Genomic DNA, 12865 nt, shown 5'->3' with positions numbered 1-12865 from the left:
CGCCTCGCACCTACTCGAAGCGCCGCTCGACGCCGACGAACACGCTGCGCCCCGCGCCGGGGAAACTGCGCTCCTCGCCGAAGGCGAAATCCACCCGCTCCGCATAGCGGCGATCGGCGAGGTTCATCAGCCGCAGGCTCAGGCGCCAATCGTCATCGAGCGCCGCGCCGAGCCGCGCATGCCACAGCCCATGGCCGCCGTAGCGGCGGGTGTTCGCCGCATCGATGGCGTAGGCGCCCTGCCACACGCCTTCGAGTTCCGCCTCGAAGCGCGCGCCGAAGCGCCGCCCCACGCGAACACCGCCCAGCCACTCCGGCGCGGTGTCGATGCGCGCGCCGCGGCGGATCGTCTCGCCGCCGGGCAGCAGACGGTCGAAGGCATAGCGCTGGTCGCTCCAGGCGAGCTGGGCTTCGACCCACGTCGCGTCGTCCGGCGTCCACGTTCCCGCCAGTTCGACGCCGCGATGCCGGGTGGCCGCGCCCGGCACGCTCAGGCCGGCGGCGTCGCGCAGCAGCACGTCGCGCTTGCGCATCGCGTAGGCCACGGCCTCGGCGCGCAGCGTGGGGCCGGTGAAGCGCAGCGTCCCTTCGAGACTGTCGGCGGTCTCGACGCCGATGCCCTCGACGGACTGGCCGCGCTGCAGGCGGTACAGCTCGGTGGCCTGCGGGAAGCGGAAGGCACGGGCCGCACGGGCGCCAGCCGACCAGCCGCCGTCGAGGCTGCGCATCCAGCCAAGCTGCGCGCTGCGCGCGGTGAACGCGTCCCTGCGATCGGCGGGGCGCAGGTACAGGCAGCCGCCGAAGCCGCAAGGCGTGCCGTCGTCGCGGAGGTTGCCGTTGGCGGCGCGGTTGTCGTGGCGGTAGCGCAGGTTTTCGATGCGCGCGCCGAGGGTGACCGCGTCGCGCTCGAATCGCCACTGCCGCTCGCCGAATAGCGCGACCTGCCGGGCGTCGATTGTGTAGTCGTAATGCGTGCCGGCCGGGCGCTGGGCGTTCTGCGCCGGCGTGCCGGTGGTCAGGGCGCGGGCCTGCGTCTGCCGCAGCTCGCCTTCGACGCCTTCGACATCGAGGCCCACGCGCAGCGATTCGTTGGACCACATGGTCTGCACGCCGAGGCTGCGGCTGCCGTTTTCCTCGAGCGGCTGGCCGAGGTTGAAGTGCTGAAGGAAGCGTTGCGACTCATCGCGCGCGTAAGGCCGCAGCAGCCACTCGCCGTCGCCGGCCGCGCGCACGTGGTGCAGCACGAGGCGCGCGCTGTCGGCTTCGCGGAAGGCTTCCGGATTGGCGTTTCCGAAACGTCGCGCGTCGCGCCACGCGCCCTCGCCGAAGGCGAAGCCCGCGGTCTCCTGGCGCAGCCGATGTGCGGCGAACGCCAGCCGGGTGTCGCCGTCCGACGCCGGTTGCCACTGCAGGTTGGCCTGCTGCTGCCGGTAGCCTTCGTCGGCGCGGAAGCTGCCGGCGTCGACGAGGTTGGCGTCGAGCCGTAAACGCGCGCCGCCATCAAGCGAGAGCAGCGCACGGCGATAGTCGCCGCTGCCGAACTCGACGCGCGCGCCACCGCCATCACCGGGAAGGCGCGGCCGCACCGCCACCACGCCGTGCAGCGCGTTGCTGCCGTGCACCGCGCTTCCGGGGCCGCGAAGCACCTCCACGCTCGCGGCCTGCGCGAGGTTCAATTCCGAGAGCTGGTTGACGTTGCAGAAACCCGCGGGGCGGATCGGCACGCCGTCGTCGAGCACGAGGAAGGCGCCGCAGGCGCCCGGCCCGGTGAGCACGGGCGAGCGAAGGGCGAGCAACTGCTCCTGCCCGCTGCCGCGGCTGGCCCACGCCCCGGGAACACGCGCGAGGGCTTCGTTCGCATGCGTGGGCGCGAGGCGCTCGAGCGCGGCGGCGTCGAGGCCTGCGATGGCTTCCGCGCGCACGCGGCGGTCCTCCGGGCGGCGCGTGGTGACCTGCACGGCGTCGAGGCGCGACAGCGCCACTCCGGACTCCGGGTTCGGTGCGGCGGACGCGGCGGCGGGGGTGGCAAGCGCCGGCAACATCGCCAGCCAAAGGGGCATCGAGCGTGGCACGTCGGACATCGAAGGGGAGCTGAGGTGTCGAAGTGTGGACGACCCCGGGTGCACATGCGGCGAAACGGGGCCTACGATGCCCCCCATTCCTATTCGTGACGGGGCCGCCATGCGCCTGAATGCCGACTTCGACCAGCGCGTGGTGCTGCTCCCCGACGAGGCGGCGTGGCAGCCGTCGCCGAGTCCCGGCGTCACGCGGCGGATGCTCGACCGCATCGGCTTCGAGGCCGCGCGCGCGACCAGCCTCGTGCGCTACGCGCCGGGGTCGACCTTCGCCGAGCACGATCATCCGGCGGGCGAGGAGATCTTCGTGCTCGAGGGCGTCTTCAGCGATGACACCGGCGACCACCCGGCGGGCAGCTACCTGCGCAACCCGGAAGGCTTCCGCCACGCACCGCGGAGCGCCACGGGCTGCACGCTGTTCGTGAAGCTGCGGCAGTTCGCGCCGGACGACAGCGAGACCGTCCGCATCGATTCCTCGCGGGAGTCGTGGCGGCCGGGCCTGGTCGAAGGCTTAAGCGTGCTGCCGCTGCACGCGCACGGCACCGAGCACACGGCGCTCGTGGATTGGGCGCCGGGCACGGTGTTCAAGCCGCACACGCACTGGGGTGGCGAGGAGATCCTCGTGCTGCGCGGCGTGTTCGAGGACGAGCACGGCCGCTATCCGGCCGGCTCCTGGCTGCGCAGCCCGCACGGCTCACGGCACACGCCCTTCAGCCGCGAAGGCACCACCCTGTACGTCAAGACCGGGCATCTCGACGCCGAGCGCCTGGCGCCGTGGTTGGGCACGGACGCCGACTGAATCAGCCTTCGACCGGCTTGCCGGCGTTCGTCCAACCCATGAATCCGCCGGCGAGCGAGACGGGTTCCGCGAACCCCAGCTCCTTCAGCGCAGCGGCCGCGAGCGCGCTGCGGGCGCCGCTTCGGCAGCTCAGGATCACGGGAGCGTTGCGGTGCGACAGCGCCGGGTCCTTGATGCCGTTCACGGCCGGATGGCCGTCGATCTCGAATTCCAGCACGCCGCGCGGGATGTTCACCGCGCCCGGGATGCGGCCTTGCGCGAACTCGCCGGGTTCGCGCACGTCGATCAGCGGTGCGCCCTTGGCGCGCATGGCGTCGAGCTCGGCGTGGTCGATCTCGCGGATTCGGCCTTTCGCGGCGGCCACCAGGTCCTGCACGGTTTTCATCGGGAGATCCTCGGGAAGGAATGCCGCACGACGCGGCAGGGTCAGGAAGTGAAGAGGGCGGGGAGTTCCCGCCCGACGATGTACAGCCCCATCACCACCAGCAGGGCGGCGAAGCTGCGACGCAGGAGCGCCTGCGGTAGGCGTGATGCGAGCTTCTGGCCGACGACGCTGCCGACGGCGCCCACGCCGGTGAATAGGCCGAGGAGTCGCCAGTCCAGCGCGAGGCCGGCCGCGTCGAGAACGAACAGGTGCTTGCCGAAGCCGCTGAACGCGTTCAGCGCGATGATCCACAGGCTGGTGGCGATCGCGCGATGCATCGGCAGGCCGCCGAGCAGCACGAGCGCAGGCACGATCAGGAAGCCGCCGCCAACGCCGACCAAGCCGGTGAGCAGACCCACGCCGAGGCCATCGACGACAACCCATGCGCGCGACCGCGATGCCGCGCCGGTGTCGGCCACGGGGGCGCTCTTCGCCATGCGCCACGCCGCGACGATCATCACGACCGCGAACAGCAGCAGTTGCACATCGCCGGCGATCCAGCGCGACAGGTGCGCCCCGAGCACGGTACCGGCCATGCCGGGCACGCCGAACCAGCCGACGCTCCGCCAATCGACGCCCCCGCGCAGGGCCGATGGGATCGCACCGGCAAGCGCGATGCCGCCGACGACCGCCAACGATCCGGCGATGGCGACCTTCTCCGGTTGCCCGACGACGTACACCAGCAGGGGAACCGTGAGGATCGAACCGCCCGAGCCCAGTAGGCCGAGGGAAAGGCCGACGATGACGGCGCCGAGCAGGGCGAGCCAGATCATTGGGATGCCGACGGCCGACGGAGGAGCGGTGACATGGCGGCAATGTATCTTAGAGCTTGCTAATATACAAGCGGCCCGCGACACTGTGGGCATGACAAACGACGTCGCCAACGAACAGCCCGGCGGTCCCGCGCCGGAGGTCCACGGCTTTTTCGATCGGGCCACGAACACCATCAGCTACGTGGTGCGCGAGCCCATGGGGCCGGCCTGCGCGATCGTCGATCCGGTGCTGGATTTCGAAGCCGCCTCCGGACGCATCGCCCACCGTTCGGCCGGTGCCGTGGTGGATTTCGTCCGCCGCGAGGGCCTGCGGGTCGAGTGGATCATCGAGACCCACGTCCACGCCGACCACCTTTCGGCCGCCCCGTGGGTGAAGCAGCAGGTGGGCGGCCGCATCGCGATCGGCCAGCGCATCGATGTCGTGCAGGACACTTTCGGCCGCATCTTCAACGAAGGGCCCGAATTCCGCCGCGACGGCAGCCAGTTCGACCATCTCTTCCGCGATGGCGAGCGCTACCGCATTGGCGCCCTCGACGCCGTGGCCTGGCACACGCCCGGCCACACGCCGGCGTGCATGACGCACGTGATCGGCGATGCCGCCTTCGTCGGCGACACGCTGTTCATGCCCGATGGCGGTTCGGCGCGCGCCGACTTCCCCGGCGGCGATGCGCGAATGCTCTACCGATCGATGCGACGCGTGCTCGCCCTGCCGCCGGAAACGCGCCTGTTCATGTGCCACGACTACGGCCCTGGCGGGCGCGAGATCCGCTGGGAGACCACGGTGGCCGAGCAGCGCGCCGCGAACATCCACGTGCGCGATGGGGTCGACGAGGAGGCCTACGTGGCGCTTCGCGAAGCGCGGGACGCCACGCTTTCGATGCCCGCCCTGATCCTGCCGTCGCTGCAGGTGAACATGAAGGCCGGTGCGCTGCCCGCGCCCGAATCGAACGGCACCCGCTACTTCAAGCTGCCGATCGACGCCCTCTGATCCCGCGAGCCGCGCTCAGCTCGGCGGCGTCATGCCGAGCAATCGCATCGTCCAGCGCCGGGCGATCGGCGCGCAGAAGAAGGCCGCGACGATGGCGATCGGCCAGGCGACGATGAAGGCGTGCAACCAGCGGCCGACGAAGCCTGCGTCGACGCCCGTGTTCACCGCAGTGAGCACCGCGCTCATCAGGAAGGCCATCAGCAAGGCCATGAGCACGGCGAACAGGCTGCGAAACTTGAGGCTGTCCATCACGAGGCGTTGCGGCGCGAGGCCGCCTTCGCGGCTTGGCGGGGCTTCGGCGCCGCGGCCTCGGGCGTCGGGCAATACAGGTCGTGAAGGGTTCCGAGCATGGCGCGCGCGGGGCCGTCAACCAAGGCGTAGAAGATGGTCTGCGCTTCCCGTCGCGTCTCGACGAGCCCCTGCTCGCGGAGCAGGGCGAGGTGCTGCGACAGCGCCGATTGCGACAGCGGCACGTGGGCGTTGATCTCGCCGACCGAATGCTCGCCTTCCACCAGGAGGCAAAGAATGCGCAGGCGCTGCGGGTTGCCCAGCGTCTTCAGCAGTTCGGCGGCGGCGTCGGCCTGCGCGGCCATGGCGGCGGCCATCGGCGGAAGGCGTTTCGTGGTCTTGGGCATAGGGCTTGGATTGTAGGTCGATGGCGTCGCCAGACGGCAAAGGGGGCGACGCCCGCACGACCGTCCATCGGGCGTCGCTTGACTTCACTTTAGCTGGTGCTAAATTAGAAAACAACGAAATCACTTCGGGGCGTGCCATGGCCAGGATCGTCGTTCTCGGGGCAGGACTGGGTGGCATGAGTGCCGCCTATGAAATCCGCGCCGCCATCGGCCGCGAACATGAGGTGACCGTCGTTGGCGAGGGCGGAAAGTTCAGCTTCACGCCCTCCAATCCATGGGTTGCCGTGGGTTGGCGCAAGGCCGCAGACATCCAGATCGACGTCGCGGGGCACCTCGCCAAGAAGCGAATCGCTTTCGATGGCGCGGGTGCCGAGCGCGTGGATCCTCCCAACAACCGCCTCGTGCTGAAGGACGGTCGCGAACTGGCCTATGACCACCTCGTGATCTGCACGGGGCCGCGCCTCGCCTTCGACGAAGTTCCGGGGCTCGGTCCGGATGCGCACAGCCATTCGATCTGCACCACCGAACATGCGGCCACCGCATGGGCCGCCTACGAGGATTTCCTCAAGAACCCCGGCCCGATCGTCATCGGTGCGGCGCCCGGCGTCAGCTGCTTCGGTCCGGCCTATGAGTTCGCGATGATCCTCGATGCCGACCTGCGCAAGCGCAAGCTGCGCGACCGCGTGCCGATGACCTACATCACGCCCGAGCCCTACATCGGCCACATGGGTCTTGGCGGCGTCGGCGACAGCAAGGGCCTGCTCGAGAGCGAGCTCCGTCAGCGCCACATCAAGTGGATCGCCAACGCGAAGATCACCGGCGTCACCGCGGACACGGTGAGCGCCACCGAGTTCGACGAGCGTGGCAACGTGGTGAAGGAGCACGCCGTCGCCCATCGCTTCGCCATGATCATGCCGCCCTTCACCGGCGTGGATGCCGTTCGCGGCGTCGAAGGGCTGGTCAATCCCCGCGGATTCGTGCTGATCGACCAGCACCAACGCCACCCGGCCTTCCCGAACGTCTGGTCGGCGGGCGTCTGCGTGGCGATCCCGCCGGTCGAGGTCACGACGGTGCCGACCGGCGCGCCCAAGACCGGCTTCATGATCGAATCCATGGTGACCGCGATCGCGCACAACCTTGCGGCGGTGCTCGCCGGGCGTGAGCCGGACGAGGTGCCGACGTGGAATGCCATTTGCCTCGCCGACATGGGCGACACCGGCGCCGCCTTCGTCGCCATCCCGCAGATCCCGCCGGGCAACGTCACGTGGGCGAAGGTCGGCAAGTGGGTGCATGTGGCGAAGGTGGCGTTCGAGAAGTACTTCCTCGCCAAGATGAAATCCGGCAACACGGAGCCGATTTACGAGAAGTACATCCTGAAGGCGCTGGGCATCGAGCGCCTGAAGTAAGCAGAGGCCAGCCCCGAGCGCCTGCCGTTCCCCCTATCCTTTCTCCGGAGTCCCACCATGAACATCGATCGTGCTGTCTTCGCCTTCGCCGGCGTCATGACCCTTCTTTCCATCGCCCTGACCCACTTCGTCTCGCCGTGGTTCGTCCTGTTCACGGTGTTCATCGGCCTCAATCTGCTGCAATCGGCGTTCTCCGGCTTCTGCCCGGCCGCCATCGTGTTCAAGAAGCTGGGCCTGTCGTCCGGCTGCGCGTTCCGCTGAAGGATTTCTCCATGGTTTTCCGCCGCCTGCCCCTCGCTGCCGCCCTCGTCGCCGCCATTGCGCTAACCGCCTGTTCGAGCAGCGAGGACGCGGCACCCACGTCGACTGATCCCGGCCTGCAGACGTTCGCCGTCGCACCGGCGACCGCCGCGCGCGAGCGCAGCTGGGATGGTGTGGTGCAGGCGGTGAACCAGGCGACCCTGGCTGCGCAGACGGCCGGCCGGGTCGTCGAACTGCCCTTCGACGTGAACGACGTGGTGAAGGCCGGCGATGTCGTCGTGCGCTTCACCGACGTCGAGCAGCGCAGCGGTCGCGCGCAGGCGGAAGCCGCGCTGCGTGCGGCGCGCGCGCAAGCCGCGGAAGCGGAAGCCGACCAGCGCCGCATCGCCGACCTGGCCGGGCGCCAGCTGGTGGCGCGCTCGCAGCTTGATCAGGCGACGGCGCGACGCGATGCCGCGCGTGCCGCCCTCGCCGCCGCCGAAGCGGGCGTGAAGCAAGCGGGCGAGCAGGTCGATTACACCGTAGTGCGCGCGCCGTACTCGGGGCTCGTCACGCAGCGTCATGTCGAGATCGGCGAGACGGTCGCGCCCGGCCAGCCGCTGGTCTCGGGCCTTTCGCTCGGCCAGCTGCGCGTGGAAGTGCAGGTGCCGCAGGCCGACATCGCCGCCATCCGTGAACACAAGGCCGCAACGATCCGCTTGGCCGACGGCCGCGACGTCGAGGCCCGCGAGGTGATCGTCTTCCCGACGGCGAACCCGCAGACCCACACCTTCACCGTCCGCGTCGAGCTGCCGGAAATGGAAACCGGCCTGCAGCCCGGCAACACCGTCAAGGTGCGCTTCAAGCTGGGCGAGGCCGAGCGCCTGCTGGTGCCCGCCACCGCCCTCGTTCGCCGCAGCGAGATCGCCGCCGTGTACGTGGTGTCGCCCGAAGGCCGCGTCGGCCTGCGCCAGATCCGCGTGGGCGAGGTGTTCGGCGATCGCGTGGAAGTGATCGCTGGCCTGGCGACGGGCGAGGCCGTCGCGCTCGATCCGGTTGCGGCGCTCGTGGCCCAGCGCGCCGCGCGGGAGGCCGCCGATGAGTGAGCCTCGACTTGGCGTATCCGGCCGCCTAGCGCGGGCCTTCCAGACCAATCCGCTGACGCCGGTGCTGGCGCTGGCGGCCCTGTTGCTCGGCCTCGTCGCGGTGATGATCACGCCGCGCGAGGAAGAGCCGCAGATCGACGTGACGATGGCGAACGTCTTCGTGCCTTTCGCGGGCTCGTCGGCGCACGATGTCGAATCGCTCGTTAGCGTGCCGCTGCAGCAGAAGCTCTCGGAAGTCGAAGGCGTGAAGCACGTCTACGCGATGAGCCGTCCCGGCATGGCCGTGGTCACCGTCGAGTTCGACGTGGGCATCCCGCGCAAGGACGCTCTCGTCCGCCTCTACAACCAGGTCTTCGCCAACGCCGATTTCGTGCCGCCGGGGCTGGGCGTGGGCCCGCCGCTGGTGCGCCCGATGGGCATCGACGACGTGCCGGTCATGGGCGTCACCCTGTGGACGGACGACCCGCAGCGCGGCGCGACCGAACTGGGCGCCGTCGCCCGCGCGCTGGAAACCGAACTCAAGCGTGTGCCCGGCACGCGTGACATCACCACCATCGGCGCGCCGGAGCGCGCGGTGGTCGTCGAACTCGACGCCACGCGACTCGCCGCGCACGGCATGACCGTGGGCGAACTGCAGCAGGCGCTGGCTGCGGCCAACGTGGTGCTGCAGGCCGGCGAGCGCGTCGACGCCAGCGGCACGCAGGTGCCGGTGACGGTGGGCACCTTCCTCGCCGATGCGAATGGCGTGGCCGATCTCGTGCTCGGCCTTCGTGAGGGCCAGCCGCTGCGCTTGGCCGACATCGCGACCATCCGCGAATCCGCCGACCGGCCGACGGCCTACGTGTGGCATGCAGCGGGTGCGGGCGCGCCGGCCGGTGAGGCCGCGCCGCTCGAATGGGCGCCGGCGGTCACGCTGGCCATCGCCAAGAAGCCGGGGGCCAATGCCGCCGACATCACCGCTGCGATCCGCGAGCGCCTCGTCGCCCTCGAGGGCGCGCTGATCCCCGACGGCGTGCAGGCCACGGTGACGCGCGACTACGGATTCACCGCCAACGAAAAAGCGCTCACGCTCATCAAGAAGCTGGTCTTCGCGACCATGGCCGTGGTGCTGCTGGTGCTGGTCGCGCTGGGCTGGCGCGAGGCGGTGGTGGTCGGCGCGGCGGTCATCCTGACGCTGGCCGTCACCCTGTTCGCCAGTTGGGCGATGGGCTTCACCATCAACCGCGTTTCACTGTTCGCGCTGATCTTCTCCATTGGCATCCTGGTGGATGACGCGATCGTCGTGGTCGAGAACATCCATCGCCACATGACGCTCGGCGGCAAGTCGTTGCGCGAGGCGCTGCCGGCGGCGGTGGACGAGATCGGCGGCCCGACCATCCTCGCGACCTTCACCGTCATCGCGGCGCTGCTGCCGATGGCCTTCGTCACCGGCTTGATGGGCCCGTACATGCGGCCTATCCCCATCAACGCCTCGGTGGGCATGCTGCTTTCGCTGCTGATCGCCCTCACCGTCACGCCTTGGCTCGCGGTGAAGTTGCTCTCGCGCCATTACGCGCGCCTCGGCGAGGCGGGTGGCCACGGGCACGGCGGCCTCGCCGCGCGCCTGCACGGCGTCTTCGACCGCCTGATGCGTCCCTTCCTCGACCCGGGCAAGGGCGGGTCGCGCCGCTTCAAGCTCTTTGCCGGTATCGGTGCGGCCGTCGCGCTCTCGGTGGGCCTCGTCGTGGTGCAGCTGGTCGTGTTGAAGATGCTGCCCTTCGACAACAAGTCGGAGCTGCAGATCGTCGTCGACCTGCCGGAGGGCACGCCGCTGGAGCGCACCAATGCGCTGCTGCTGGAGCTGGCCGCTGAACTCCGCGAGCGCCCTGAAGTGCTCGACGTGCAGGGCTACGCCGGTACCTCGGCGCCGGTGAACTTCAACGGGCTCGTGCGCCAGTACTACTTGCGCGAAGGCGCGGCGCTCGGCGACCTGCAGGTGAATCTGGTCGACAAGCACGACCGTGACGACAAGAGCCACGACCTCGCCCGCGCGTGGCGGCCGGCGCTGCAGGCTATCGCGGCGCGCTACGGCGCCGCGCTGAAAGTGGTCGAAGTGCCGCCCGGCCCGCCGGTGCTGGCGCCGCTGGTGGCCGAGGTCTATGGCCCGGATGCCGCCACGGTGCGCCGCATCGCCGAAGGCCTCGAAGGCCTGGCGCGCGAGACCGACGGCCTCGTCGACATCGACACCACGCTGGAAGCGAAAGCCTCGCGCGAGACGGTCGTGATCGACCGCGTGCGCGCGGCGCGCCTCGGCGTGAGCCAGCAGGCCATCGCCCAGACGCTCGCGCTCGCCGTGGGTGGCGTGGACGCCACCTACCTGCGCGACGGCGTGGCCAAGCACGCCATCCCGGTGCGCCTGCGCCTGCCGGCCGGCGACCAGGCCCGCATCGAAGAGCTGCTGGCACTGAAGGTGCGTGCGCAGGACGGGCGGATGATCCCGCTGGTCGAACTCGTCGAGGTCCGTCGCGAGCCGTGGGAGCCGATGCTGATGCAGAAGGACCTGCTGCCGGTCGCCTACGTGATGGCCGACGAAGCGGGTGATGTCGATTCCCCGCTGTACGGCATGTTCTCGCTGGTGGGCCGCGTCGATTCGCTCGACGTCGGCGTGCCGGTGGCGCAGCGCTTCTTCACCGCGCCGGACGACCCGTTGGCCTTCACCATCAAGTGGGACGGCGAGTGGCAGGTGACCTGGCAGACCTTCCGCGACATGGGCCTCGCCTATGCCGCCGGCCTCGTGCTGATCTACCTGCTGATCGTCGCGCAGTTCCGCAGCTATGTCGTGCCGCTGGTGATCATGGCGCCGATCCCGCTGACGGTGATCGGCGTGATGCCCGGCCATGCGCTGCTCGGCGCGCAGTTCACCGCCACCAGCATGATCGGAATGATTGCGCTCGCCGGGATCATTGTTCGCAACTCGATCCTGTTGGTGGACTTCATCAACCACGAGATCGCGAACGGCCGTGAGCTCGCCGATGCCGTCATCGAGGCCTGCGCGGTGCGCGCTCAGCCCATCGGGCTCACCGCGCTGGCGGCGATGCTCGGCGCGCTGTTCATCCTCGACGACCCGATCTTCAACGGCCTCGCCATCAGCCTGATCTTCGGCATCGCCGTCTCCACCCTGCTGACGCTTGTCGTGATCCCGCTGCTTTACTTCGCCTGGCTGCGCAGGCGTCCTCGCCCGGCCTGAGGGCCGCTCGATGGCGCTGTATGCGTCGCCGCACCCGCCGATTGCGTGAAGCGCGGCGGATCGAGCAGGCGGACCAGTTCCGACTGCAGTGCCGCGGCCTCTGGCGCCATCCGCGCGTTGGTGTCCTGCACCATGAACACGCCGGCGATGCCGGCGGTGCCATCGACCCAGCCCTGGAAGCCGAAGGCCCCGGGGCTGCTTTCCAGCATCGGCCCGCCCGCGCGCCCCGTGGGCAAAAGCCAGAATCCGAAGCCGTAACCCCAACCGTCCACCGATTGCGGCACGTCCGGCACGTCGACCTTCGCCGTGCCGGTAGCAAGATCGCGCTGCATGGCACGGATCGTCGCCGGCGCGAGGTAGCGCTGCCCCGTCTGGGCGCCGTCGCGGATGACGCCATCCGCCTGCCACATCGCCATCAGGCGGCGGTAGTCGTCGAGCGTCGTGCGAACGCCCCCGGGCACGCGGGGGTTGGTCATCGGCACATTGCCGGGCGCCGTGCTGGTGAAGCCGTAGTCGGTGGCGGAAAGCTCGAGCGGACGCCGCACCTCGGCATCGAACAGCGCATCCCAGTTCCGCCCTGTCGCGCGCTCGGCCATGGCCCCGGCCACCTGCATCGACAGGCCGCCGTAGGCGAACGCCGAGCCCGGCGCGGCGATCATCGGCCCTGCGAGGATCTGCCCGGCACAGGCCTGTAGCGTCGTCAGCGGGTTGCCCAAGCAGCCGCTTTCGTCGCCGGGCAGGCCGCTGGTGTGCGAGAACAGCTGGGCCAGGGTGATGGCGCGCTTGTCGGCCGGTGCGGTGGGCCACCATTCGCCCACCGTCGAATCCCATCGCAGGGTGCCGCGCTCCACCAGCCGCGCGAGCACGAGGGCCGAGACCCATTTGCTGGCCGAGGCGATGGGGATGCGCGTGGTTGGGCCGTAGCCGCCGTAGTGGCGGGTGAGCACCGGTTGGCCGTTCTTCGACACCCACAGCGAGGCACCGTCGAGCCGGTAGCGCGCCACGATCGACTGCATGCGGGCATCCACCGCCGACAAATCGACTTTGGCCGGCGTCTGTGCCGCGGTGGGCAGGGCCAGCAGCAGGGGGGCGAGGAGGGCAAGGAGAGGGCGCATGGGGCGGGTAACGCGGCGGGGGCGGGATGGTTGACCGGGGCCCGCCGCGGCGACCGTTCCGCCGCTACGCTGTGCCCCA

12 protein-coding genes are annotated in these 12865 nt (G+C 70.0%); 6 read left to right on the top strand and 6 right to left on the bottom strand.

Features of this window, described 5'->3' with window-relative positions:
• Nucleotides 1-10 precede the first annotated feature (10 nt).
• Nucleotides 11-1981 (bottom strand): TonB-dependent receptor, encoded by a 1971-nt coding sequence (locus tag ACIQ6S_RS05315; RefSeq protein ID WP_397607445.1) that lies wholly within the window; start codon nt 1979-1981, stop codon nt 11-13.
• Between the two features lie 199 nt (nt 1982-2180).
• Here ACIQ6S_RS05315 and ACIQ6S_RS05310 point away from each other — a divergent pair, with 199 nt between their 5' ends.
• Entirely contained in the window at nt 2181-2873 is a 693-nt protein-coding gene (locus ACIQ6S_RS05310; protein WP_397607444.1) for a cupin domain-containing protein, read from the top strand.
• Nucleotide 2874: 1 nt separating this feature from the next.
• On the opposite strand, the gene ACIQ6S_RS05305 is transcribed toward ACIQ6S_RS05310, so the two are convergent.
• Both ACIQ6S_RS05305 and ACIQ6S_RS05300 read right to left on the bottom strand, forming a co-directional pair.
• Nucleotides 2875-3258, bottom strand: a complete 384-nt coding sequence (locus ACIQ6S_RS05305) for a rhodanese-like domain-containing protein (RefSeq protein WP_397607443.1) — start codon at nt 3256-3258, stop codon at nt 2875-2877.
• A gap of 41 nt (nt 3259-3299) precedes the next feature.
• Nucleotides 3300-4070 carry a sulfite exporter TauE/SafE family protein gene (locus ACIQ6S_RS05300; RefSeq protein WP_397607442.1) on the bottom strand — a complete coding sequence of 257 codons (771 nt, stop codon included), beginning with the start codon at nt 4068-4070 and terminating at the stop codon, nt 3300-3302.
• A 91-nt stretch (nt 4071-4161) separates the two neighbouring features.
• Here ACIQ6S_RS05300 and ACIQ6S_RS05295 point away from each other — a divergent pair, with 91 nt between their 5' ends.
• Nucleotides 4162-5058 carry an MBL fold metallo-hydrolase gene (locus ACIQ6S_RS05295; protein ID WP_397607441.1) on the top strand — a complete coding sequence of 299 codons (897 nt, stop codon included), beginning with the start codon at nt 4162-4164 and terminating at the stop codon, nt 5056-5058.
• Between the two features lie 15 nt (nt 5059-5073).
• On the opposite strand, the gene ACIQ6S_RS05290 is transcribed toward ACIQ6S_RS05295, so the two are convergent.
• Entirely contained in the window at nt 5074-5307 is a 234-nt protein-coding gene (locus ACIQ6S_RS05290) for a DUF2798 domain-containing protein (protein WP_397607440.1), read from the bottom strand.
• On the bottom strand, nt 5307-5663 hold the full coding sequence (locus tag ACIQ6S_RS05285) for an ArsR/SmtB family transcription factor (RefSeq protein WP_397607538.1): 357 nt from the start codon (nt 5661-5663) through the stop codon (nt 5307-5309). Before ACIQ6S_RS05285 ends, ACIQ6S_RS05290 begins: the two co-directional genes overlap by 1 nt.
• 206 nt (nt 5664-5869) lie before the next feature.
• Between ACIQ6S_RS05285 and ACIQ6S_RS05280 the strand changes: the two genes are divergently transcribed.
• From ACIQ6S_RS05280 to ACIQ6S_RS05265, 4 genes are read left to right on the top strand one after another with little or no spacing between them, the layout of a single operon-like run.
• Entirely contained in the window at nt 5870-7099 is a 1230-nt protein-coding gene (locus ACIQ6S_RS05280; protein ID WP_397607439.1) for an NAD(P)/FAD-dependent oxidoreductase, read from the top strand.
• 57 nt (nt 7100-7156) lie between these two features.
• Nucleotides 7157-7360 (top strand): DUF2892 domain-containing protein, encoded by a 204-nt coding sequence (locus tag ACIQ6S_RS05275; RefSeq protein WP_397607438.1) that lies wholly within the window; start codon nt 7157-7159, stop codon nt 7358-7360.
• A gap of 11 nt (nt 7361-7371) precedes the next feature.
• Nucleotides 7372-8445: an efflux RND transporter periplasmic adaptor subunit gene (locus ACIQ6S_RS05270; protein ID WP_397607437.1), complete on the top strand. Its 1074-nt coding sequence runs from the start codon at nt 7372-7374 to the stop codon at nt 8443-8445.
• Nucleotides 8438-11671: an efflux RND transporter permease subunit gene (locus ACIQ6S_RS05265; RefSeq protein WP_397607436.1), complete on the top strand. Its 3234-nt coding sequence runs from the start codon at nt 8438-8440 to the stop codon at nt 11669-11671. Before ACIQ6S_RS05270 ends, ACIQ6S_RS05265 begins: the two co-directional genes overlap by 8 nt.
• On the opposite strand, the gene ACIQ6S_RS05260 is transcribed toward ACIQ6S_RS05265, so the two are convergent.
• Nucleotides 11632-12786 (bottom strand): serine hydrolase domain-containing protein, encoded by a 1155-nt coding sequence (locus ACIQ6S_RS05260; protein WP_397573638.1) that lies wholly within the window; start codon nt 12784-12786, stop codon nt 11632-11634. The two genes, ACIQ6S_RS05265 and ACIQ6S_RS05260, sit on opposite strands and share 40 nt — an antisense overlap.
• Nucleotides 12787-12865: the final 79 nt, after the last annotated feature.

This window comes from Silanimonas sp. (assembly GCF_044377035.1).
Classification (GTDB): domain Bacteria; phylum Pseudomonadota; class Gammaproteobacteria; order Xanthomonadales; family Xanthomonadaceae; genus Silanimonas.
The sequence above is the reverse complement of the archived record's forward strand: the minus strand, read 5'-3'. Positions and strand labels throughout refer to the sequence as shown.

Excerpts from the sequence above, each read along its gene's own strand:
- ACIQ6S_RS05310 (WP_397607444.1), top strand. The coding sequence starts at position 2,181 with ATGCGCCTGAATGCCGACTTCGACCAGCGCGTGGTGCTGCTCCCCGAC.
- ACIQ6S_RS05305 (WP_397607443.1), bottom strand. The coding sequence starts at position 3,258 with ATGAAAACCGTGCAGGACCTGGTGGCCGCCGCGAAAGGCCGAATCCGC.
- ACIQ6S_RS05300 (WP_397607442.1), bottom strand. The coding sequence starts at position 4,070 with ATGATCTGGCTCGCCCTGCTCGGCGCCGTCATCGTCGGCCTTTCCCTC.
- ACIQ6S_RS05295 (WP_397607441.1), top strand. The coding sequence starts at position 4,162 with ATGACAAACGACGTCGCCAACGAACAGCCCGGCGGTCCCGCGCCGGAG.
- ACIQ6S_RS05290 (WP_397607440.1), bottom strand. The coding sequence starts at position 5,307 with ATGGACAGCCTCAAGTTTCGCAGCCTGTTCGCCGTGCTCATGGCCTTG.
- ACIQ6S_RS05285 (WP_397607538.1), bottom strand. The coding sequence starts at position 5,663 with ATGGCCGCCGCCATGGCCGCGCAGGCCGACGCCGCCGCCGAACTGCTG.
- ACIQ6S_RS05280 (WP_397607439.1), top strand. The coding sequence starts at position 5,870 with ATGAGTGCCGCCTATGAAATCCGCGCCGCCATCGGCCGCGAACATGAG.
- ACIQ6S_RS05275 (WP_397607438.1), top strand. The coding sequence starts at position 7,157 with ATGAACATCGATCGTGCTGTCTTCGCCTTCGCCGGCGTCATGACCCTT.
- ACIQ6S_RS05270 (WP_397607437.1), top strand. The coding sequence starts at position 7,372 with ATGGTTTTCCGCCGCCTGCCCCTCGCTGCCGCCCTCGTCGCCGCCATT.
- ACIQ6S_RS05265 (WP_397607436.1), top strand. The coding sequence starts at position 8,438 with ATGAGTGAGCCTCGACTTGGCGTATCCGGCCGCCTAGCGCGGGCCTTC.
- ACIQ6S_RS05260 (WP_397573638.1), bottom strand. The coding sequence starts at position 12,786 with ATGCGCCCTCTCCTTGCCCTCCTCGCCCCCCTGCTGCTGGCCCTGCCC.